The sequence below is a fragment of the Streptomyces sp. 3211.6 genome, from assembly GCF_003634815.1.
GTDB lineage: Bacteria > Actinomycetota > Actinomycetes > Streptomycetales > Streptomycetaceae > Streptomyces > Streptomyces katrae_A.
The window spans coordinates 2,063,024-2,082,684 of record NZ_RBXC01000001.1; the positions used below are offsets into that span (position 1 = coordinate 2,063,024).

General features: G+C 73.2%; 18 protein-coding genes. 10 read left to right on the top strand and 8 right to left on the bottom strand.

Annotated elements, in window-relative coordinates; genetic code table 11:
• The first annotated feature begins 210 nt into the window (after positions 1-210).
• The gene (locus tag BX286_RS09625) at positions 211-846 is read left to right on the top strand and encodes a transglycosylase SLT domain-containing protein (protein ID WP_079425549.1); all 636 of its coding nucleotides are present in this window, start codon (positions 211-213) and stop codon (positions 844-846) included.
• Between the two features lie 106 nt (positions 847-952).
• Here the strand turns inward: BX286_RS09625 and BX286_RS09630 are convergent, their stop codons facing one another.
• Positions 953-3,547 carry an FHA domain-containing protein gene (locus BX286_RS09630; RefSeq protein WP_398898344.1) on the bottom strand — a complete coding sequence of 865 codons (2,595 nt, stop codon included), beginning with the start codon at positions 3,545-3,547 and terminating at the stop codon, positions 953-955.
• A 149-nt stretch (positions 3,548-3,696) separates the two neighbouring features.
• Between BX286_RS09630 and BX286_RS09635 the strand changes: the two genes are divergently transcribed.
• The 6 genes from BX286_RS09635 (at position 3,697) to BX286_RS09660 (ending at position 11,071) form a co-directional block, all read left to right on the top strand.
• Positions 3,697-5,337 (top strand): streptophobe family protein, encoded by a 1,641-nt coding sequence (locus BX286_RS09635; protein ID WP_121014856.1) that lies wholly within the window; start codon positions 3,697-3,699, stop codon positions 5,335-5,337.
• Positions 5,338-5,765: 428 nt separating this feature from the next.
• The gene (gene serB, locus BX286_RS09640; RefSeq protein ID WP_079425554.1) at positions 5,766-6,965 is read left to right on the top strand and encodes a phosphoserine phosphatase SerB; all 1,200 of its coding nucleotides are present in this window, start codon (positions 5,766-5,768) and stop codon (positions 6,963-6,965) included.
• A gap of 213 nt (positions 6,966-7,178) precedes the next feature.
• Complete coding sequence (locus tag BX286_RS09645) at positions 7,179-7,985, top strand: SDR family NAD(P)-dependent oxidoreductase (protein WP_079425556.1); 807 nt, start codon at positions 7,179-7,181, stop codon at positions 7,983-7,985.
• Positions 7,985-9,298, top strand: coding sequence for an aminotransferase class I/II-fold pyridoxal phosphate-dependent enzyme (locus BX286_RS09650; protein WP_121014857.1), 1,314 nt, complete (start codon positions 7,985-7,987; stop codon positions 9,296-9,298). The genes BX286_RS09645 and BX286_RS09650 overlap by 1 nt, the downstream gene beginning before the upstream one ends.
• Entirely contained in the window at positions 9,295-10,242 is a 948-nt protein-coding gene (locus BX286_RS09655; protein WP_100863899.1) for a diiron oxygenase, read from the top strand. Before BX286_RS09650 ends, BX286_RS09655 begins: the two co-directional genes overlap by 4 nt.
• Entirely contained in the window at positions 10,235-11,071 is an 837-nt protein-coding gene (locus tag BX286_RS09660) for a tryptophan 2,3-dioxygenase family protein (RefSeq protein ID WP_121014858.1), read from the top strand. The genes BX286_RS09655 and BX286_RS09660 overlap by 8 nt, the downstream gene beginning before the upstream one ends.
• Before the next feature lie 57 nt (positions 11,072-11,128).
• Here the strand turns inward: BX286_RS09660 and BX286_RS09665 are convergent, their stop codons facing one another.
• The 4 genes from BX286_RS09665 to BX286_RS09675 all read right to left on the bottom strand — a co-directional run bounded on the left by BX286_RS09665 (position 11,129) and on the right by BX286_RS09675 (position 13,600).
• Positions 11,129-11,650 (bottom strand): histidine phosphatase family protein, encoded by a 522-nt coding sequence (locus tag BX286_RS09665; RefSeq protein WP_079425563.1) that lies wholly within the window; start codon positions 11,648-11,650, stop codon positions 11,129-11,131.
• 132 nt (positions 11,651-11,782) lie between these two features.
• Complete coding sequence (locus BX286_RS09670; RefSeq protein ID WP_079425565.1) at positions 11,783-12,010, bottom strand: hypothetical protein; 228 nt, start codon at positions 12,008-12,010, stop codon at positions 11,783-11,785.
• Between the two features lie 169 nt (positions 12,011-12,179).
• Entirely contained in the window at positions 12,180-12,299 is a 120-nt protein-coding gene (locus tag BX286_RS37400; RefSeq protein ID WP_252120213.1) for an SGM_5486 family transporter-associated protein, read from the bottom strand.
• Positions 12,300-12,304: 5 nt separating this feature from the next.
• The gene (locus BX286_RS09675) at positions 12,305-13,600 is read right to left on the bottom strand and encodes an MFS transporter (RefSeq protein WP_079425567.1); all 1,296 of its coding nucleotides are present in this window, start codon (positions 13,598-13,600) and stop codon (positions 12,305-12,307) included.
• A gap of 105 nt (positions 13,601-13,705) precedes the next feature.
• Here BX286_RS09675 and BX286_RS09680 point away from each other — a divergent pair, with 105 nt between their 5' ends.
• Positions 13,706-14,383 (top strand): FadR/GntR family transcriptional regulator, encoded by a 678-nt coding sequence (locus BX286_RS09680; protein WP_121014859.1) that lies wholly within the window; start codon positions 13,706-13,708, stop codon positions 14,381-14,383.
• A 6-nt stretch (positions 14,384-14,389) separates the two neighbouring features.
• Here BX286_RS09680 and BX286_RS09685 read toward each other — a convergent pair whose 3' ends face one another.
• From BX286_RS09685 to fabG, 3 genes are all read right to left on the bottom strand, one after another.
• Positions 14,390-14,839, bottom strand: coding sequence for a hypothetical protein (locus BX286_RS09685; RefSeq protein WP_079425571.1), 450 nt, complete (start codon positions 14,837-14,839; stop codon positions 14,390-14,392).
• A 219-nt stretch (positions 14,840-15,058) separates the two neighbouring features.
• Positions 15,059-15,829: an enoyl-ACP reductase FabI gene (gene fabI / locus BX286_RS09690; RefSeq protein ID WP_045946360.1), complete on the bottom strand. Its 771-nt coding sequence runs from the start codon at positions 15,827-15,829 to the stop codon at positions 15,059-15,061.
• Between the two features lie 5 nt (positions 15,830-15,834).
• Positions 15,835-16,554 (bottom strand): 3-oxoacyl-[acyl-carrier-protein] reductase, encoded by a 720-nt coding sequence (fabG, locus tag BX286_RS09695; RefSeq protein ID WP_121014860.1) that lies wholly within the window; start codon positions 16,552-16,554, stop codon positions 15,835-15,837.
• Between the two features lie 146 nt (positions 16,555-16,700).
• Here fabG and BX286_RS09700 point away from each other — a divergent pair, with 146 nt between their 5' ends.
• Both BX286_RS09700 and BX286_RS09705 read left to right on the top strand, forming a co-directional pair.
• Positions 16,701-18,263 carry a TldD/PmbA family protein gene (locus BX286_RS09700; protein WP_398898347.1) on the top strand — a complete coding sequence of 521 codons (1,563 nt, stop codon included), beginning with the start codon at positions 16,701-16,703 and terminating at the stop codon, positions 18,261-18,263.
• The gene (locus tag BX286_RS09705; RefSeq protein WP_121014861.1) at positions 18,260-19,648 is read left to right on the top strand and encodes a metallopeptidase TldD-related protein; all 1,389 of its coding nucleotides are present in this window, start codon (positions 18,260-18,262) and stop codon (positions 19,646-19,648) included. The genes BX286_RS09700 and BX286_RS09705 overlap by 4 nt, the downstream gene beginning before the upstream one ends.
• The last annotated feature ends 13 nt before the right edge of the window (positions 19,649-19,661 follow it).

Sequence of the window (19,661 nt, forward strand, 5' to 3'; positions counted from 1 at the left end):
GCGTAAAGGCGTTGTCAGCGCTGCTGCGGCGGGTGTCCGGGACCAAAGTCCCGGACCGCTGCGGGGCCCTGATCCACTAAGCGGGATCGTATGTCACACCTTTGCCACAGGATTTTGCCGCCGCTAAGAATGGCTGCCGTCGCAAGGCGCCGAGGGATCCCGGATCTCCCGGCGCCTGCCTGCGGCCCCCGCTATTCGAAGAGGTTGCCCATGTCTGCTTCCAGCACTCCCGGTCACAGTCGTCTGACGAAGGCGTACAAGCTGTCGATCGCCGGTGTCGCCACCCTCGGTGCCGCCGCGCTCGCCTTCTCCGTCGTCCCGGCCGGTACCGGCGCGCAGGAGGAGGCCGTGGCCGCCGCTCCCGTGGCGTGGACCCAGTCGATCCAGCAGAACCTCGGCGCCCAGCACGCCGTAGCGGACCAGAAGGCCAAGGACGCGGCGAAGGCCCAGGCCGAGGCGCAGGCGAAGAAGGACCGCGAGGCCAAGGAGGCGGCCAGCCGCTCCGCCGCCCGCACCCCGGTGTTCGCGAACAACCTGGACGGCTGGATCAAGGAAGCCCTCTTCATCATGAAGCGCGAGGGCATCCCCGGCACCTACGCCGGCATCCACCGCAACATCATGCGCGAGTCGAGCGGCAACCCCCGCGCGATCAACCTGTGGGACATCAACGCGAAGAACGGCATCCCCTCGAAGGGCCTGCTCCAGGTCATCCAGCCGACCTTCAACACGTACCACGTCAAGGGCACCAAGTTCGACCTCTACGACCCGGTCGCGAACATCGTCGCCGCGTGCAACTACGCCGCCGACCGCTACGGCTCCATGGACAACGTGAACAGCGCCTACTAGGCCGCTGCGCGCCCGCACAGCCCCCCCATGCGCCTCAGGGCGGCCCCCGGAAGACTCCGGGTGCCGCCCTGAGGCGTTTCGCGTGCCTGGCGGCACCGCGCGGTTCCTACTTGCGCATGACCTCGGGCTCGTGGCGGCGCAGCAGGCGCGCCACCGCGAAGCCGCAGATCACGCCCTGCAGCAGCAGGACGATGACGTCCACGAACCACTGGCCGGTGGTGTGGTCCCACAGCGGGTCGGTGTTGGTGGGGTTCTGCGGGTCCCACGGCGCCATGAGCTTGCCCAGGTTCAGGGTGGTTCCGGCGGCGCCGACGGCCCAGCGGGAGGGCATCAGGTAGGCGAACTGCTCCAGGCCGACCTTGTCGTACAGCTGGAACAGGATGCCGGTGAAGACGACCTGGACGATCGCGAACATCACGAGCAGCGGCATGGTCTTCTCGGCGGTCTTCACCAGCGAGGAGATCACCAGGCCGAACATCATCGCGGTGATGCCGAGCGCGGTGACCGAGACGCAGAGCTCGACGGCCGGGTTCATGAACAGGCCCTCGGCCGGCAGCTTGCGCGGGGTGAAGGCGATGGCGCAGATGATCGCGCCCTGGATGACCGTGATCACACTGAGGACGATCACCTTCGACATGAGGTACGCCGACCGGGACAGGCCGGTCGCGCGCTCCCGCTCGTAGATGACGCGTTCCTTGATCAGCTCACGGACCGAGTTGGCCGCGCCCGAGAAGCACATGCCGACCGCGAGGATCAGGGTGATCGTGCCGGCGTCGCCGTTGAAGCGGGACGGCGGGGTCGGCGGGGCCAGGCCGAACTTCGCGGGGATCACCGTGGACACGATGCCCAGGACCGCCGGCAGCAGCACCATCAGGGCGAGGAAGCCCTTGTCGGAGGCGATCACCGAGACGTAGCGGCGGATCAGCGTCCACAGCTGCGAGCCCCAGGCCTGCGGCTTGGGCGGGATCATCTGCTGCGGCGGCATCGCGACCTGCTGCGGGGCGACCGCGTCGAGGTCGGCGGCGTACAGCTGGTAGTGCTGCGAGCCCTTCCAGCGGCCGGCCCAGTCGTAGTCGCGGTAGTTCTCGAAGGCGGAGAACACATCGGCCCAGGTGGTGTAGCCGAAGAAGTTCAGCGCCTCGTCCGGCGGGCCGAAGTAGGCGACGGACCCGCCCGGGGCCATCACCAGCAACTTGTCGCAGAGGGCCAGCTCGGCGACGGAGTGGGTGACGACGAGGACCGTGCGGCCGCCGTCGGCCAGCCTGCGCAGCAGCTGCATGACGTCGCGGTCCATGCCCGGGTCGAGGCCGGAGGTCGGCTCGTCCAGGAAGATCAGCGACGGCTTGGTCAGCAGCTCCAGGGCCACGGACACGCGCTTGCGCTGGCCGCCCGAGAGCGAGGTGATCTTCTTGTCCTTGTGGACGTCGAGCTTGAGCTCGCGCAGCACCTCGTCGATGCGGGCGGCGCGCTCGGCCTCGGCGGTGTCGCCGGGGAAGCGGAGCTTGGCCGCGTACTTCAGCGCGGTGGAGACCTTCAGCTCCTTGTGCAGGATGTCGTCCTGCGGGACCAGGCCGATGCGCTGGCGGAGCTCCGCGAACTGCTTGTACAGGTTGCGGTTGTCGTAGAGGACGTCACCCTGGTCGGCGGGCCGGTAGCCGGTCAGCGCCTTCAGGAGCGTGGACTTGCCGGAGCCGGAGGGGCCGATGACGCCGATGAGCGACTTCTCCGGGACGCCGAAGGTGACGTCCTTGAGGATCTGCTTGCCGCCGTCGACCGTGACCGTCAGGTGGCGGGCCGAGAAGGAGACGTCACCGGTGTCGACGAACTCCTCGAGGCGGTCGCCGACGATCCGGAACGTCGAGTGGCCGACGCCGACGATGTCGGAGGGGCCGAGCAGCGCGGTGCCGGACTTCGGCAGGGGCTGGCCGTTGACGTAGGTGCCGTTGTGGCTGCCGAGGTCGTGGATCTCGAAGCGGCCGTTGGTGGAACGGAACTCCGCGTGGTGGCGCGAGACCTGGAGGTCCGAGACCACGAGCTCGTTCTCCAGGGCACGGCCGATGCGCATGACGCGGCCGACGGCGATCTGGTGGAACGTCGTCGGGCTGCGGTGGTCGCCGGCGTAGCCGGGGGCCGCGGACTGCTGGGGGGCCTGGTGCTGCTGCTGCGGCACGAACGGCTGCTGGTGCTGCTGCTGATGGTGGGCCTGGGGCTGCTGGTCCCAGGCGGGCTGCTGCGGCTGCTGGTGCTGCGGGGCCGGCGGCTGGAACGCCGGGGCCTGACCCTGCGCCACCGGGGCCTGGTAGGCCGGCTGCTGCTGCGGGGCCGCCACGGCGGCGCTCGGATTCAGCCGCGGGCCGTCCGTCGCGTTGCCCAGGTGGACCGGCGTTCCGGGCACGAGTTCCGTCTGCTGGACCCGCGCGCCGTGCACGTAGGTGCCGTTGGTGCTGCCGTGGTCCTCGATGGCCCAAACCCGGCCGTTCCAGCTGATGGTGGCGTGCCGCCAGGACACGCGCGCGTCATCGATCACGACGTCTCCCTGGGGATCGCGCCCCAGCGAGTACGACCTGGACGGATCGAGCGTCCAGGTCCTTCCGTTCAATTCCAGTACGAGTTCCGGCACTCCAGCCCCACTTAAGGTCCCCCGAGAATCCCCCTGCCGTCCAGGGAGAACGACGTCAGGGAGTCTAGGGATGGCGAACATCCGGGGGAACTATTTCAGGCCTGCGGCCACATGTGGAATCGGGGCCTTCCGCAGGCGTCTACGTCTGCCCGTTGACGGGGTCGAAAGTCACCCGGAGAGTGAGATACGGGACTTCTCGCCCCACTCGGCTCGGTTACGGGGGTCGCCGCATGCGCCGCATCCGCTGGGGAGACGTGCTGCTGTCCGGGATCGCCGCCGTGGGGTGGTCGGTCGCCGCCATGGCGGGGGTGGCCGCGCTGGGGCTGCACCTGCTGGGCGCCGATGCCGGGGGCGGCTCGCTGGGGGCGATGACCGCCGCGGCGGTGGCGGCGGCCGTGGGCGGGTCGGTGACCGCGACCGGGGAGGTGTCGGCCCTCGGACTGGCCGCGGACGGCGGGGGCGCCGTGGACCTCCGGCCGTTGGGGGTCGCCCTGGTGGGGGCGCTGGTGCTGGGTTCGGTGTTCCTGCGGGGACTCGGGGGGCCGCGGGGGCGGCCGGGCGGGGTGGAAGTCGCCGTCCGGGCGGCGGTGGTGGGGGCGCTGTTCCTCGTGGTGGCGGTCGGGCTGGCGTGGGCCGGGCACGGGGCGGTGGCCCTGGACGGCGCCTCGCCGAGGGTGGTCCTGCCGGGGATCGGCGACGTCGGGGGGCTGCTGCGGCCCCGGGTGCGGGTGGGCTTCGCGGTGGATGCCGGGCCTTCGGTGCCGGGCGCGGGGGTGTGGGTGGCGGTGGTGCTCGCGGTGGCGCTGCTCGCCTCGCGGCACGGGCCGGCCGCGGCGTGGGCCGCCCGGCTGCGGCCGGCGGTGTCTTCGGTGCTGGCGATGCTGGTGGTGGCGGTGGTGGCCGGCGCGGCCGTGGCGGGGTGGGCGGCCGCGCAGGACGGGCGGCCGGGGCGGGCGGCGGGGGCCGCGCTGCTGGGGGCGCCGAACGGGAGCTGGACGGGGCTGCTGCTGGGGCTTTCCGTACCGGTGCGGGGGCGGGCCGCCGGGGAGCTCGGGCGGCTGCTGCCGCCGCTGTCGCGGGGGGAGCCGGTGACGGTGGCGCGGCTCGCGGAGTACGACGGGCGGGCCTGGCTGCTGGTGGCGGGGGCGGGGGTGCTGCTGCTGTACGCCGGGGTACGGGCGGCCGTACGGAGCCCGGGGCGCGGGGTGGCGGCGTGCGCGGCGCGGCTGGGCGGGGTGACGGGGGTGGCGCTGGCGGGGCTGGTGTGGCTGACGGGGATGTCGGTCGACGTGCCGGGGGTGGCGGCGGTGGAGCTGCGCGGGGATGCGGGGTACGCGTTGCTGGCGGGCGCGGTGTGGGGCGCCCTGGCGGGCGGCACGGGCGCCCTCCTGACGCGGGGCGGGCAGGACCCCGCCGCCCCGGCCCCTGGCCTGCCGCCGCATCCGGACCCGGCCCTGCGGGCGCGGGGCGGCGTGCCGTCGCAGCGCCCCGGAGCGGGGCAGTACCGGCGCGGACAGCACCCCGCCGCGTCGGGCCGCCCCGGGCCGGACCCGGACCCGCCGGAGCGCCCCGGCGCGCGATCAGACCGGCGCGGAGAGCACCCCGCCGCGTCGGGCCGCCCCGGGCCGGGCGGTGACCGGGCGGAGCGGCCGGGGGTGCGGCCGGGCGCGCCGGACCGGCCGTGGTGGCCGGCTCCTGCGGGTGAGGGGGCGCGGGAGCCGGAGGTCTCCGACGGGTCGTGGGACGTCACGGTCACCGGGCGGCCGCCCAAGCCGGCCCGCGCTCCGCGGCCGCCGCAGCGGGAGCCGTTCACGCCGCCTCCACCGCCGGGGGCTCCGCCGCCGCCGAAGCCGCCGCATCCCCCGCGCTGACCGGCCTGGTCAGGCCGATCCCGCTGCGCGGAGCGGTCCCCTACCCGCCCTTCCACCGTTCCCGCCTCAATCGCCGGCGCGGCTGAAAGACCCCTGGGCTCCGCCCCGGACCCCGCACGTGCGCTCCGCGCCCGTCGCCTCAAACGCCGGCGGGGCTCTTTACAGCCCCGCCGGCGTTTGAGGCGCGGGGTCTGGGGCGGAGCCCCTGGGGCCCCGCGCAGCGGCGACGGCCCGCAGCCGACGGCCGGACCCCAGCCGGGGCCGGGGGCCCCGCCCGGCCACCGTCGGACGGAGTCCGGCGCAGCGGCGCGAAGCCCGGGAGGGCCGCCAGGGCCGAGCGGGGCGAGCGGGGCGTGAGGAAGGAGCGGCGTTCAGAACGTGGGACGGGCGGTCCGGCCCCGGGGCCGGGAAGATACGGTGAGGGGACCATGAGCGCTTCGCAGACCTCCGAGGTCCCCACCCTCCTCGTCAAGATCTTCGGCAAGGACCGTCCCGGGATCACCGCCGGGCTAATGGACACCCTCGCCGCCTACTCCGTCGACGTCGTCGACATCGAGCAGGTCGTCACGCGTGGCCGCATCGTCCTGTGCGTCCTCGTCACCAAGCCCACCACCGCCGCCGAGGGCGAGCTGCGGGCCACCGTGCACAGCTGGGCCGAGTCGCTGAAGCTGTCGGCCGAGATCATCTCCGGTACCGGCGACAACCGCCCGCGCGGTGTCGGCCGGTCCCACGTCACCGTGCTCGGGCACCCGCTCACCGCGGAGTCCACGGCCACCATCGCCGCCCGGATCACCGCGACCGGCGGCAACATCGACCGTATCTTCCGGCTCGCCAAGTACCCGGTGACGGCCGTCGAGTTCGCCGTCTCCGGTGCCGAGACGGGGCCGCTGCGCACCGCGCTGGCGACCACCGCCGCCCAGATCGGCGTCGACGTCGCCGTGGTCTCGGCGGGGCTGCACCGCCGGGCGCAGCGGCTGGTGGTCATGGACGTGGACTCGACCCTGATCCAGGACGAGGTCATCGAGCTGTTCGCCGCGCACGCCGGGTGCGAGGCCGAGGTCGCCGAGGTGACCGAGCGGGCCATGCGCGGGGAGCTCGACTTCGAGCAGTCCCTGCACGCCCGGGTGGCGTTGCTGGCGGGGCTGGACGAGTCGGTTGTGGAGAAGGTCCGCTCCGAGGTGCGGCTGACCCCGGGCGCCCGGACCCTGGTGCGGACGCTGAAGACGCTGGGCTACCAGGTGGGCGTGGTCTCGGGCGGGTTCACGCAGGTCACGGACGACCTGCGGGAGCGGCTGGGCCTCGACTTCGCCTCGGCGAACACTCTCGAGATCGTCGACGGCAAGCTGACCGGCCGGGTCACCGGCGAGATCGTGGACCGGGCGGGCAAGGCCCGGCTGCTGCGCCGCTTCGCCGCGGAGGCCGGGGTGCCGCTGGCGCAGACCGTCGCGATCGGTGACGGCGCGAACGACCTCGACATGCTGAACGCGGCCGGCCTCGGCGTGGCCTTCAACGCCAAGCCGGTGGTGCGCGAGGCCGCCCACACGGCTGTGAACGTGCCCTTCCTGGACGCCGTGCTCTACCTGCTCGGCATCACCCGCGAGGAAGTGGAAGCGGCCGACCTGGCCTGAGCAGCCCCCGCCCCCCTCAGCGCCCGGCCGGATCCTTTCGGCCGGGCGTTCGTCGTCCCCGGCCCGGCGGCCGGGCTCCGGCCCGAGGCAGAGTCCAGGGACCTTGGACCCGAACTGGGCCTTCGTGTCGTGTACTTGGACCCGATCATCCGATCGTGTGGCGATATGCGACGGCAGCCGCACGGTCGGCCTTGTGCGTTCAAGGGGACGTGGATGACTCGAAGTGTGCTCATCACCGGAGGCTCGGGCGGAATCGGCCGTGCCTGCGTGGAGAGATTCGCGCGGGAGGAGGACTGGACCGTCTGGTTCACCTACCGCAACGGCCGGGAGCGGGCCGAGGAACTGGTGCGGGAGCTGGCCCTCACCGGCCGCGCCAAGGTGGAGGCCTTCCCCTTCAGCCAGGGCGACTGGGAGGACCACGAGCTGCTGCTCGACCGGCTCCCCGGCCCGGTCGACGTCCTGGTGAACAACGCCGCGGTGGGTTCGAAGACGGTGGAGCACTACACCGAGGGGCCCGGGCACGCGAAGGCGTCGGCCTTCTTCCAGATCAACGCGGTGGGTCCGCTGTGGCTCATCGAGCAGTTGCTGCCCGGGATGCTGGAGCGGGGCTCCGGGAAGATCGTCAACATTTCGAGCGTCGGCGGGGGGATCTTCCAGTTCCCCGGCTTCCACCCGGCCGACGGGATGAGCAAGGCGGCCCTCACCTATCTGACCCGCCATCTGGCCGCCGACCTGGCGCACTCCCCGGTGGACGTGTTCGCGCTCTGCCCGGGCGCCGTCGACACCACGATGTTCCAGGCGAGCACCCTGGACAAGCTCTCCCCCGAGGAGCGGGCCGCCCTGTCCGCGCAGCTGCCCAAGGGCCGCATGATCACCTCCGAGGAGATCGCCGAGCAGGTGCGCTGGCTGGCGGGCGAGCACTCCACGCCGCTGCACGGCGCCGTCATCGACGCCTCGATGGGCCTCGGCGTGCACCCGGGCCTGCTCACCGGTGCCGGCGTCGGCAGCGGGAGGGCCTGATGAGCTCCCACTCCCACTCCCGCCCCCTCTCCCGGCAGGCCGCCCGGCTCCTCGCCGACACCCCGGCCATCGCCGAGGCCCACTTCCGCGCGGAGGCCGAGCCGTACGACGCGCTCACCCGGCCCGACGGCTACCTGAACCTGGGCACCGCCGAGAACCGGCTGCTGTGGGACCTGCTCGAGGGCCGGCTGGCGCAGCTGCCCCCGATGGACGAGGCCACAGCCCGCTACGCCCCGCTGCACGGCACCGACGTGCTGCGCGGACGGGTCGCGGCGCTGCTGTCGGACACCGTCGGGACCCCGCTGGACGCCGAGGACCTGGTGGTGATCAGCGGTGCCACCGGGGCGCTGGACGCGATCGCCTCCGTCCTGTGCGACCCGGGCGAGGCCATCGTGGTGCCCGCCCCCTACTACGGGGCCTTCGACACCGATCTCGGCGGCCGCTCCGGCGCCCGGATCCTGCCCGCGCCCCTGGATCCCGCCGACGGGTTCCGGCTGACGGCCGCGGCGGTGGACGGGGCACTGCGGCGGGCCCGGGCGGAGGGGATCACCGTACGGGCGGTGGCGCTGTCCTCCCCCTCCAACCCGATCGGCGAGGTCCACCCGCCCGAGGTGCTGGCGGAGCTGCTGCGCGTGGTGCGCGAGCACGACGTGGACCTGGTCTCGGACGAGATCTACGCCCACGCGGTGTTCGGCCCGCGGGCCTTCACCAGCGCGGCGGACCCGGCCGTCAACCCGGACTGGGCCGGGCGCACCCATGTGGTCTGGGGCTTCGCGAAGGACTTCGGGCTGCCGGGTCTGAAGACCGGGGTGCTGCACACCCGCGATCCGCGGGTACGGGCGGCCGCGCGGGCGCTGGCGTACTTCGCGCCCGTCTCCACCGCCACCCAGCACACCCTGGCGGAGCTGCTGGCCGACCCGGAGTGGACGGCCTCCTTCCTCGCGGCGGGCCGGCGGCGGCTGGGCTCCTCGTACGGGCACCTGACCCGGCTGCTGGAGGCGTACGGGATCCCGTACGCCCCGGCCGGCGCGGGCTTCTCCGTCTGGCTGGACCTCGGCCGGTGGCTGCCCGGTCCCGGCTTCGGGGGCGAGGAGGTGCTGTGGCGGGAGCTGTTCGAGAAGGCGAAGGTCAGCATCCTGCCCGGCGGGGCCTTCCGCTCGCCCGAGCCGGGCTGGTTCCGGCTGTGCCACACCGTCGACGCCCCGCTGGTCGCGGAGGCGGTCCGGCGGATCGCCGTCCACCTGGGCCTGTCCGCGCAGGCGGGCCCGCACCCCTCCCCCTCCCCCGCTTCACGGAACGGAAGTCACCCATGAGCACGGCACCGGGTCCCCTGGACCGCTGGTACGAGACCGCCGGCGTGCGCGGCGGCGTCCGGCGGATGTTCCACGCCGAGGCGGAGCAGGGCCGGGTGTTCTTCCCCGACGCCCTGGTGCCGCACCTGGCGCACCCGGAGGTGAAGGCGCTGGCCCCGGAGCGGGTGCGGGAGGTCTCCGTCCGGCACCTGTACCAGTTCCTGCACTCGACGACCCATCTGGAGACCCGGGTGGTCAACGGGGCGGCCGAGCCCGTGGCCAACGGGAACTCGGGGCTGCACTTCCCGACCGCGCTGCGCATGGACGCGTTCAAGGTGTACTGCGACGAGGGCTACCACGCCCTGTACAGCCTGGACCTGGCCGACCAGGTGGCCGCCGTCACCGGGATCGCCGTGCCGGACGTGGACTACGGCGGGTTCGTGACGGCCCTGCAGGACACCGGGCGGCGGCTGCTGCCCGAGGACCCGGTGCTGGCCGGGCAGTTGCAGGCGGTGGTGTTCGAGACGCTGATCACGGCCGTGCTCAACGAGGTGCCGCAGGACCCGACCGTGGTGAGCACGGTACGGGAGCTGATGCGCGACCACGCCAAGGACGAGGGCCGCCACCACCGGTTCTTCTCCGCGTTCTTCCTGGAGCTGTGGGCTCGGCTCGACGGCCGGCGCCGGGTGCTGGCGGCCCGGGCCCTGCCGGCGATGATCCGTGCGGCGCTGGACTGGGACCTGGAGCCGGTGCGGGTGTCGCTGCGGCTGGCCGGTCTGGACGAGGAACGGATCGGGGCCGTCCTGGCGGACAGCTACGGCGGGAGCGCGGGCGTGGACCGCATCCAGACCATCTCCCGTTCCACCCTGCGGCTGTGCGCCCAGGTCGGTGCCTTCGACCTGCCCGGCGTCACGGACGCCTTCGCCGCCTACGGACTGCGTGCCCCGGAGGACTCCGATGTCTGAGACCGCGAGCGTCACCTACCCCGAGTACCTGAGGCTGCCGGAGCTGCTGTCGCTCCAGGTGCCGCTGGCCGACGGGGTGGACGACGAGCTGCTGTTCATCACCGTGCACCAGGTGCAGGAGCTGTGGTTCGGGCAGCTGCTGCGGGACCTGGCGGACGCCCGGGACCGGATGCTGGAGGGCGATCCGCGGGCGGCCCGGGCCCGGCTGGTGCGCGCGGTGTCGGTCACGCGGGCGCTGATCGCGGCGATCCATCCGCTGCGGGCGATGCCGCCGCGCGAGTTCCACGCCTTCCGGGGCGTGCTGGGGACCAGCAGCGGCCAGCAGTCGGCGCAGTACGTGGAGATCGCCGCGCTGTGCGGGGCCGACTGGGTGCGCGGGGAGTACGGGAGGCGGGCCGTCGCCGGGCTGGCCGCCGGGGAGCGGGAGCGGCTGGCCGGGCGGATGGCGGAGCCCACCCTGTGGGAGGGGTTCGTGGCGCTGCTGGCGAAGGCCGGGTTCGCGGCCGGTACGCGGGAGGAGCGCTGGGAGGCGTACGCGCGGCTGGCGGCGGGGCCGCTGGACGGTGATCCGGCGGAGTTCGCGGAGCTGGCCGAGCTGGTGGAGGCGCTGGTCGACCACGACGAGGTGTGGACGGAGTGGCGGGCCTGCCACGCGCTGCTGGTGGAGCGGCAGATCGGCGGGCGGCCGGGGACCGGCGGCAGCAGCGGGATGGAGCACCTGCGGGCGTCGGTGTACCGGCGGTTCTACCCGGAGCTGTGGGAGGCCCGGGACGCGGGCTTTCCGCAGCAGCAGACCCCGGGGCCGGCGGGCCGCTGCCCGGTGGGCTGAGGGCGGGCCGGGACGGGGGCCCGGGACGCAGGTGTCCCGGGCCCGGGGGTCGCGCGGTCAGTGGTCCTTCGGGGTCCAGTAGTCCAGCAGGGTGCCCACGCCGGGTTCGACGGACTTCCAGGAGCCGGTGAAGGAGACGACGGCCAGTGCGGCGGTCGGGAAGCCGGTGCGGTTCATCCGGGCCTGGGTGTCGCCCTCGGCGCGCCCGGAGAGGATGTCGGCCAGGGCGTGCATCGCGGGGTTGTGGCCGATGACGAGGAGGTCGTCGACCTCGTCGGGGGTCTCGTTCAGCAGGGCGATGAGCTCGCCCGGCGAGGCGTCGTAGACCCGCTCCTCGTAGCTGGTCCGCGGCCGGTAGGGGAGTTCCTGGACGGCGAGCTTCCAGGTCTCCCGGGTGCGGACGGCGGTGGAGCAGAGGGCCAGGTCGAAGGTGATGCCCGTCTCGGCCAGCTTCCGGCCGGCGGCCGGTGCGTCCCTGCGGCCGCGTTCCGCCAGGGGGCGGTCGTGGTCGGCCACCTGGGGCCAGTCGGCCTTGGCGTGCCGGAGGAGGGCGATCCTGCGGGGTGTGTCGGCGCTCATGGGCCCAGCTTCGCATGAAACGGGCCATGCGGCGCAGGGTGTTGAGGGGGCCGTCCCCCGCTCGTGAGGGCGTGCTGCGGCGTGCGCGGACCGGCTGGGGGCAAGGTGAGTGCTCGGGTGACGCGGCGCCCGTCAGGTGACGGCGTGGAGCAGCTGCTGGGTGACCTGGAGCAGTCCGGAGGGCTGGCCGGTGGCGGCCTGGGCCTGGCCGGAGCCGGCGAGCAGCAGGAGCAGGAGGCCGAAGGCGAGGGCGGGCAGGGCCAGGGTCCACCAGTGCAGCCGGGCGCTGGTGTGGGCGTACGCGCGGGGGCGGCGGGCGGGACGGGTGAGGGGGGACGGGGTGTGCGTGGTGGCCGGCATGGCCGCCTCCGGGTTCTTCGGGTGGGGACTGGCTCGCTGCTTCGAATCTATGGATCCGCGGCGCCGGTTCCCATCCGGGGCACACCCCAGCCGACCCTGATCCTGGCCCCCTAGGGGATGGTGGGGGTAACCCCACCACGGGGGCCGGGCCGGGCCGGCGGGTGGTGGGTCAGGGGGAGGCGAGGGTGGCGATGACGGCCACGATCACGGTCACGAGGAGCATCGCGCCCAGCACGAGGCCGAGCTTGCGGTGGCCGTTCTGGGGGTTCGGTTCGAGTACGGGCGACATGGCGCTCAGTCTCGCATGCCGCATTCGTCCTCGATCGTGCGGTCCCGGCCCGCGAGGACGCCGAGGGCGATCTGCGGGACGAGGAGGCCGGCCATGAGGGCGAGCGGCAGGTCCCAGCCGCCGCTGTGCTGGTAGAGGGTGCCGATGACCAGCGGGCCGGGGATGGAGATCAGGTAGCCGGTGCTCTGGGCGAAGGCGGAGAGCTTGACGACCCCGGCCGGGGACTTGGCGCGCAGTCCGATCATCGTGATGACGAGGGGGAAGGCGCAGTTGGAGACGCCGAGCAGGAGGGCCCAGGCCCAGGCTCCGCCGGCGGGGGCGAGGTAGAGCCCGAGGTAGCCGGCGAGGCCGAAGACGCCGAGGACGGCGGCGATGGGGCCCTGGTGGCGCATCCGTCCGGCGAGGCCGGGGATGACGAAGGCCAGCGGGACGCCCATGACCATGGTGACGGCCAGGAGCACTCCGGCGGTGGAGGCGGAGACCCCGGCGTCGCGGAAGATCTGCGGGAGCCAGCCCATGGTGACGTAGGCGCCGGTGGCCTGGAGGCCGAAGTAGCAGGCGAGGGCCCATGCGGTGCGGCTGCGCACGACGGAGGGGCCGGCGTCCTGCGCGGCGGCGCCGGCGGGGGCGGCGGCCCTCTCGCGGCGGGTCGCGGCGGCGACGGGCAGCCAGGGCAGTACGGCGGCCACGGCGAGGCCGGCCCAGACCAGCAGGCCGGTGCGCCAGTTGCCGCCGAGGGCCGAGGTCAGCGGGACGGTCGCGGCGGCGGCCAGGGAGGTGCCGGCGGCCAGGGCCATGGAGTAGAGGCCGGTCATGGTGCCGACGCGGTCGGGGAACCAGCGCTTGACGATGACCGGGAGGAGCACGTTGGTCAGGGCTATGCCGGCCAGCGACAGGGCGCTGGCGGCGAGGAAGGCGGCGGCGCTGTCGGCGAAGGGGCGGATCAGCAGGCCGGCGGCGACGGCGGCCATGCCGGCGCAGACGACGGCGGCGGGTCCGAAGCGGCGCGAGAGCCGGGGCGCGGTGACGCCGAAGACGGCGAAGCAGAGGGCCGGGACGGAAGTGATCAGTCCGGCGACGGTGCCGCTCATGTGGAGGCCGTCGCGGGCCTCCTCGAAGAGGGCGCCGAGGCTGGTGATGGCCGGCCTCAGGTTGAGGGCGGCCAGCACGATGGCGACCACGAGCACGGGGCCGAGCCATTTCGGGTCGGCGTGGGCGTCGTCCCGGGCGGTGGCGGGGCGTCCGACGGAGGCGCGCGGGGTCGCCGGGCGGCTCAGGGTCTGGAGGTCTTCGTCGTGCATCCCGCCATCATAGAATCATGGGATGATTGGTTGTCCAGTTTGCTTCCTGTCAGAATTGACCCCGCCCCACCGCCCGTCCACCCGCCCCCGAGAGGCCCCGTCCGCATGCCGTTGACCTCACCCCGGCGTTCCGCGCTCGTCGACCAGGTGATCGCCCAGCTCAGGAACCAGATCACCTACGGCGAGTGGCCGGTCGGAAGCCGGATCCCCACCGAGCCCGAGCTGGTGGAGCTGCTGGGCGTGGCCCGCAACACGGTGCGGGAGGCCGTCCGGGCGCTCGCGCACAACGGACTCCTGGACATCCGCCAGGGTTCGGGTACGTACGTGCTCGCCACCAGCGAACTGGCCGGGGTGATGCACCGCCGCTTCGCGGGGGCCGACCCCCGGCACATCGCGGAGCTGCGCTCGACGCTGGAGTCCTCGGCGGCCCGGCTGGCGGCGGAGCGGCGCACCGAGCGGGACCTGGTCCAGCTGGACGCGCTGCTGGCGCGGCGCGAGGAGGCCTGGGCGAGCGGGGACGCGGAGCTGTTCGTGAGCGCGGACGTCGCCCTGCACATGGCGGTGGTCACGGCCTCGCACAACGAGGTGCTGACCGGGCTGTACGCGGACCTGGGCGATCTGGTGGCGCAGTGGCTGCGCGCGGACGTGGGCACGGAGCTGGACCCGGCGGACCACCTGGACCACGCCCGGCTGATCGAGGCGATCCGGCGCGGGGACGGGGACACGGCGGCCTCGGAGGCCGCGGGCTACCCCTTCGTCTGCCTGGGCGAGGGCAGGCGCTGAGACGGCCTAGCGGCCGGAGGAGGCCGGCGGGCGCTGGTGGCTGACCCAGGCCGTGCGGACCTCCTTCCAGCAGCGGCCCGTCAGCCGGGTGCGGCCGGCCGGGTCCAGGGGGACGAGGGCGCTGTCCCCGTCCAGGTCCCACCAGCGCTCGCACTCCACGTGGAGGCGGAGCAGGTCGGTCTCGGGGAAGCCGTTGTGGCAGTACGCGATCACCTGGGAGCCGTCGATCTCGGTGTCGCAGTCGGAGCCGTAGAGCTCGCGGCCGGCGGGCTGCTCGGGCCGTACGGGTGGTTCGGCGGGGATCTCGGCGAAGTCCACGGTCGCCGGGGCGGCCGCCTCGGGTCCGGGCGCGGGGCCCGGCGCTCCGGGTTGCGCGAGGGCTCCCGGGATCAGGAGTCCGGTCAAAGCCACCGAGGTGACCAGCAGCGATACCGCTCGGCTCGGCCTCGCGCGCACGCCCGTACCTCCTCCCCGAACTCGCCGGGAAGGTCCCGGCCAGGTCAGTTTGCAGGCATGTGTCCCGGTTTTCGACTCGGAAAGATCCGGTCGGACGGCGAACGTCTGATCGAGGAAGCCCCGGGATCCTGCCGTGGCGGGGCGCGTACGGCGGTGGCCGCGCCTCCCCGGGGGGAAGCGCGGCCACCGCCGTACGGACGCGGGGTCCGGCCGGGAAGGTCAGGCGCCCATCGCGTGCAGGCCGCCGTCCACGTGGACGATCTCGCCCGTGGTCTTCGGGAACCAGTCGGACAGCAGGGCCACGACGCCCTTGCCCGCCGGCTCCGGGTCGCTCATGTCCCACTCCAGCATGGAGCGGTGGTTCCAGGTGTCCGCCAGCTCGCCGAAGCCCGGGATGGACTTCGCGGCCATCGAGCCGATCGGACCGGCCGAGACCAGGTTGCAGCGGATGTTCTCCTTGCCCAGGTCACGGGCGAGGTAGCGGCTGGTGGCCTCCAGCGCGGCCTTGGCCGGGCCCATCCAGTCGTACTGCGGCCAGGCGAACTGCGCGTCGAAGGTGAGGCCGACGACGGCCGCGCCCTCCGCCGGGAACAGCGGCTTGCAGGCCATGGTCAGCGACTTCAGCGAGAACGCCGAGACGTGCATCGCGGTGGCGACCGACTCGAACGGGGTGTTCAGGAAGTTGCCGCCGAGCGCGTCCTGCGGGGCGAAGCCGATGGAGTGCACGACGCCGTCGAGGCCGCCGAGCTCGTCGCGGACCAGGCCCTCCAGGCGGGCCAGGTGCTCGTCGTTGGTGACGTCGAGCTCGATCACCTTGACCGGCTTCGGGAGCTTCTTGGCGATGCGCTCGGTCAGCGTCGGGCGCGGGAACGCGGTGAGGATGACCTCGGCGCCCTGCTCCTGGGCCAGCTTGGCGGTGTGGAAGGCGATGGAGGACTCCATCAGCACACCGGTGATGAGGATCCGCTTGCCCTCGAGAATTCCGCTCATGGTGATCAGTGACCCATGCCCAATCCGCCGTCAACGGGAATGACGGCTCCGGTGATGTACGCGGCGTCGTCGGACGCCAGGAAGCTCACGGCGGCCGCGATCTCCTCGGGCTGCGCGTAGCGCGCCAGCGGGACCTGCGCCAGGATGCCCGTGCGCTGCTCGTCGCTGAGCGCCTTCGTCATGTCGGTGTCCACGAAACCGGGGGCGACGACGTTGAAGGTGATGTTGCGGGAGCCCAGCTCGCGGGCGAGCGAGCGGGCGAAGCCCACCAGCGCCGCCTTCGAGGCGGCGTAGTTGGCCTGGCCGGCGCCGCCCAGCAGGCCGACGACCGAGGAGATCAGGACCACACGGCCCTTCTTGGCCCGCAGCATGCCACGGTTGGCCCGCTTCACGACACGGAAGGTGCCCGTGAGGTTGGTGTCGACGACGGAGGTGAAGTCCTCCTCGGACATCCGCATCAGCAGCGTGTCCTTGGTGATGCCGGCGTTGGCCACCAGCACCTCGACGTTGCCGTGCTTGGCCTCGATCTCCTTGTAGGCCTGCTCCACCTGCTCGGAGTCGGTGATGTCGCAGCGCACGGCCAGCACACCCAGCTCGGCGAGCTCCTGCGGCGGCTCTCCCGAGCGGTACGTGATCGCGACCTTGTCGCCGGCCTGGGCGAAGGCACGGGCGATGGCGAGGCCGATGCCCCGGTTTCCTCCGGTGACGAGAACCGAGCGGCTCAACGGATCACCCTTTCGCTTAGCTGTCTGAGTAGCAAAAACCTATAGGTCGCGGCCGACATCCGGAGAATCGGGCTCCGACAGGGCCTTGCGACGCGGGCTGTCGAATACCTACAGAAACCTGTGGTCACCTGGGGCCCGATCGCGACATGATCGAGCAGACCGTCCCCGACTCCGGGAGGACCCCCGTGGCCCATTCCATCGACGCGGCCTTCACCGCGCTGCCCTTGCGGGCGCTCGCCGACGCGGCGCTCGCGCGGGCGCGCGCGCTGGGCGCCGACCATGCCGACTTCCGCCTGGAGCGGATCCGCAGCGCCTCGTGGCGGCTTCGGGACGCCAAGCCCTCCGGCGGCTCCGACACCACCGACCTCGGCTACGCGGTCCGCGTGGTGCACGGCGGCAGCTGGGGGTTCGCGTCCGGCGTGGACCTGACCATGGACGGCGCGGCCAAGGTCGCCTCGCAGGCCGTGGCCATGGCGAAGCTGTCGGCGCAGGTCATCAAGGCGGCCGGCTCGGACGAGCGGGTGGAGCTCGCCGACGAGCCGGTGCACGCCGACAAGACCTGGATCTCCGCCTACGACGTGGACCCCTTCGACGTGCCGGACGCCGAGAAGTCGGCCCTGCTGGCCGACTGGAGCGCGCGGCTGCTGGCCGCCGAGGGCGTCGCGCACGTGGACGCCTCGCTGCTCGCCGTCCACGAGAACAAGTTCTACGCCGACACCGCGGGCACCACGACCACCCAGCAGCGGGTGCGCGTCCACCCGCAGCTGACCGCGGTCGCCGTGAACGCCACCACCGGCGAGTTCGACTCCATGCGCACCATCGCCCCGCCCGCCGGGCGCGGCTGGGAGTACCTGACCGGCACCGGCTGGGACTGGAACGCCGAGCTGGAGCAGATCCCGGGCCTGCTGGCCGAGAAGATGCGGGCCCCGAGCGTGCAGGCGGGCCGCTACGACCTCGTGGTGGACCCGTCCAACCTGTGGCTGACCATCCACGAGTCCATCGGCCACGCCACCGAGCTCGACCGGGCGCTGGGCTACGAGGCGGCCTACGCGGGCACCTCGTTCGCCACCTTCGACCAGCTGGGCACGCTCAAGTACGGCTCCTCGATCATGAACGTGACCGGAGACCGCACCGCCGAGCACGGCCTGGCCACCATCGGCTACGACGACGAGGGCGTCGAGGCCCAGAGCTGGGACCTGGTCAAGGACGGCACCCTGACCGGCTACCAGACGGACCGGCGGATCGCGAAGCTGACCGGCCTCGGCCGCTCCAACGGCTGCGCCTACGCCGACTCCCCCGGGCACGTGCCGGTCCAGCGGATGGCGAACGTCTCGCTCCAGCCGGATCCGGGCGGGCTGTCCACGGAGGACCTGATCGGCGGGGTGGAACGCGGGATCTACGTGGTCGGCGACCGCTCCTGGTCGATCGACATGCAGCGCTACAACTTCCAGTTCACCGGGCAGCGCTTCTTCCGGATCGAGAACGGCCGGCTGGCCGGGCAGCTGCGCGACGTCGCCTACCAGGCCACGACCACCGACTTCTGGGGCTCGATGGAGAAGGTCGGCGGCCCGCAGACCTACGTGCTGGGCGGCGCCTTCAACTGCGGCAAGGCCCAGCCGGGCCAGGTCGCGGCGGTCTCCCACGGCTGCCCGTCGGCCCTCTTCCGCGACGTCAACATCCTGAACACCACCCAGGAGGCCGGCCGATGAGCCGTACGAAGCCCCACGAGATCGTCGAGCGGGCCCTGGAGCTGTCCACCGCCGACGGCTGCGTGGTCATCGCCGACGAGGAGTCCAGCGCCAACCTGCGCTGGGCCGGGAACGCCCTGACCACCAACGGCGTCACCCGCGGCCGGACCCTCACGGTGATCGCCACGGTCGACGGCGGCCAGGGGACGGCCTCGGGGGTCGTCTCCCGCACCGCCGTCACCGCCGCCGACCTGGAGCCGCTGGTCCGGGCCGCCGAGGCGGCCGCGCGGGCCGCGGGTCCCGCCGAGGACGCCCAGCCGCTGGTGACCGGGACCCCGGCGTCCCCGGACTTCGCGGACGCCCCCGACGAGACCTCCTCGGCGGTGTTCGCCGACTTCGCCCCGGCCCTCGGCGAGGCCTTCGCCCGGGCCCGGGCGGGCGGCCGCGAGCTCTACGGCTTCGCCCACCACGAGCTGGTCTCCACGTACGTGGGCACCTCGACCGGGCTGCGGCTGCGCCACGACCAGCCCAACGGCACCCTGGAGCTCAATGCCAAGTCGCCGGACCGGCTCCGTTCCGCCTGGGCCGGACGCGCCACCCGCGACTTCAAGGACGTGGACCCGACCGTCCTGGACGCGGAGCTCGCCGTCCGCCTCGGCTGGGCCGAGCGCAAGGTCGAACTGCCCGCCGGCCGGTACGAGACCCTGCTGCCGCCGACGGCCGTGGCGGACCTGCTGATCTACCAGATGTGGTCGGCGGCGGCGCGGGACGCGGCGGAGGGCCGGACGGTCTTCTCCAGGCCCGGCGGCGGCACCCGCGTCGGCGAGCGGCTCTCGCGGCTGCCGCTGACCCTGCGCAGCGACCCGAACGCGCCGGGCCTGGAGTCCGCGCCGTTCGTGATCGCGCACAGCTCGGGCGACGACGCCTCGGTCTTCGACAACGGCCTGCCGGTGCCGGCGACGGAGTGGATCAGCGGGGGCGAGCTGGCCCGGCTGACCACGACCCGGCACAGCGCCGGGCTGACGGGGCTGCCGCTGTCCCCGGCCTTCGGGAACCTGATCCTGGAGGGGGGCGGGGAGAAGTCCCTGGAGGAGATGGTCGCGTCCACCGAGCGGGGTCTGCTGCTGACCTGCCTCTGGTACATCCGCGAGGTCGACCCGGCGACGCTGCTGCTGACGGGCCTGACCCGGGACGGGGTCTACCTGGTGGAGAACGGGCAGGTCACGGGCGAGGTGAACAACTTCCGGTTCAACGAGTCCCCGGTGGACCTGCTCTCGCGGGCCACGGAGGCGGGCCGCACCGAGAAGACCCTGCCGCGCGAGTGGGGCGACTATTTCACGCGGGCCGCGATGCCCTCCGTCCGCATCCCGGACTTCAACATGAGTTCGGTCAGCAAGGGCGTCTGACGCACCTAGACTG

What these genes read in the sequence shown, in the direction of transcription:
- BX286_RS09705 (WP_121014861.1), top strand. Translation starts at nt 18,260, where the DNA reads ATGAGCCGTACGAAGCCCCACGAGATCGTCGAGCGGGCCCTGGAGCTG.
- BX286_RS09635 (WP_121014856.1), top strand. Translation starts at nt 3,697, where the DNA reads ATGCGCCGCATCCGCTGGGGAGACGTGCTGCTGTCCGGGATCGCCGCC.
- BX286_RS09670 (WP_079425565.1), bottom strand. Translation starts at nt 12,010, where the DNA reads ATGCCGGCCACCACGCACACCCCGTCCCCCCTCACCCGTCCCGCCCGC.
- BX286_RS09630 (WP_398898344.1), bottom strand. Translation starts at nt 3,547, where the DNA reads ATGTTCGCCATCCCTAGACTCCCTGACGTCGTTCTCCCTGGACGGCAG.
- BX286_RS09665 (WP_079425563.1), bottom strand. Translation starts at nt 11,650, where the DNA reads ATGAGCGCCGACACACCCCGCAGGATCGCCCTCCTCCGGCACGCCAAG.
- BX286_RS09660 (WP_121014858.1), top strand. Translation starts at nt 10,235, where the DNA reads ATGTCTGAGACCGCGAGCGTCACCTACCCCGAGTACCTGAGGCTGCCG.
- BX286_RS09625 (WP_079425549.1), top strand. Translation starts at nt 211, where the DNA reads ATGTCTGCTTCCAGCACTCCCGGTCACAGTCGTCTGACGAAGGCGTAC.
- serB (WP_079425554.1), top strand. Translation starts at nt 5,766, where the DNA reads ATGAGCGCTTCGCAGACCTCCGAGGTCCCCACCCTCCTCGTCAAGATC.
- BX286_RS09680 (WP_121014859.1), top strand. Translation starts at nt 13,706, where the DNA reads ATGCCGTTGACCTCACCCCGGCGTTCCGCGCTCGTCGACCAGGTGATC.
- fabI (WP_045946360.1), bottom strand. Translation starts at nt 15,829, where the DNA reads ATGAGCGGAATTCTCGAGGGCAAGCGGATCCTCATCACCGGTGTGCTG.
- BX286_RS09675 (WP_079425567.1), bottom strand. Translation starts at nt 13,600, where the DNA reads ATGCACGACGAAGACCTCCAGACCCTGAGCCGCCCGGCGACCCCGCGC.
- BX286_RS09650 (WP_121014857.1), top strand. Translation starts at nt 7,985, where the DNA reads ATGAGCTCCCACTCCCACTCCCGCCCCCTCTCCCGGCAGGCCGCCCGG.
- BX286_RS09700 (WP_398898347.1), top strand. Translation starts at nt 16,701, where the DNA reads ATGATCGAGCAGACCGTCCCCGACTCCGGGAGGACCCCCGTGGCCCAT.
- BX286_RS37400 (WP_252120213.1), bottom strand. Translation starts at nt 12,299, where the DNA reads ATGTCGCCCGTACTCGAACCGAACCCCCAGAACGGCCACCGCAAGCTC.
- BX286_RS09655 (WP_100863899.1), top strand. Translation starts at nt 9,295, where the DNA reads ATGAGCACGGCACCGGGTCCCCTGGACCGCTGGTACGAGACCGCCGGC.
- BX286_RS09645 (WP_079425556.1), top strand. Translation starts at nt 7,179, where the DNA reads ATGACTCGAAGTGTGCTCATCACCGGAGGCTCGGGCGGAATCGGCCGT.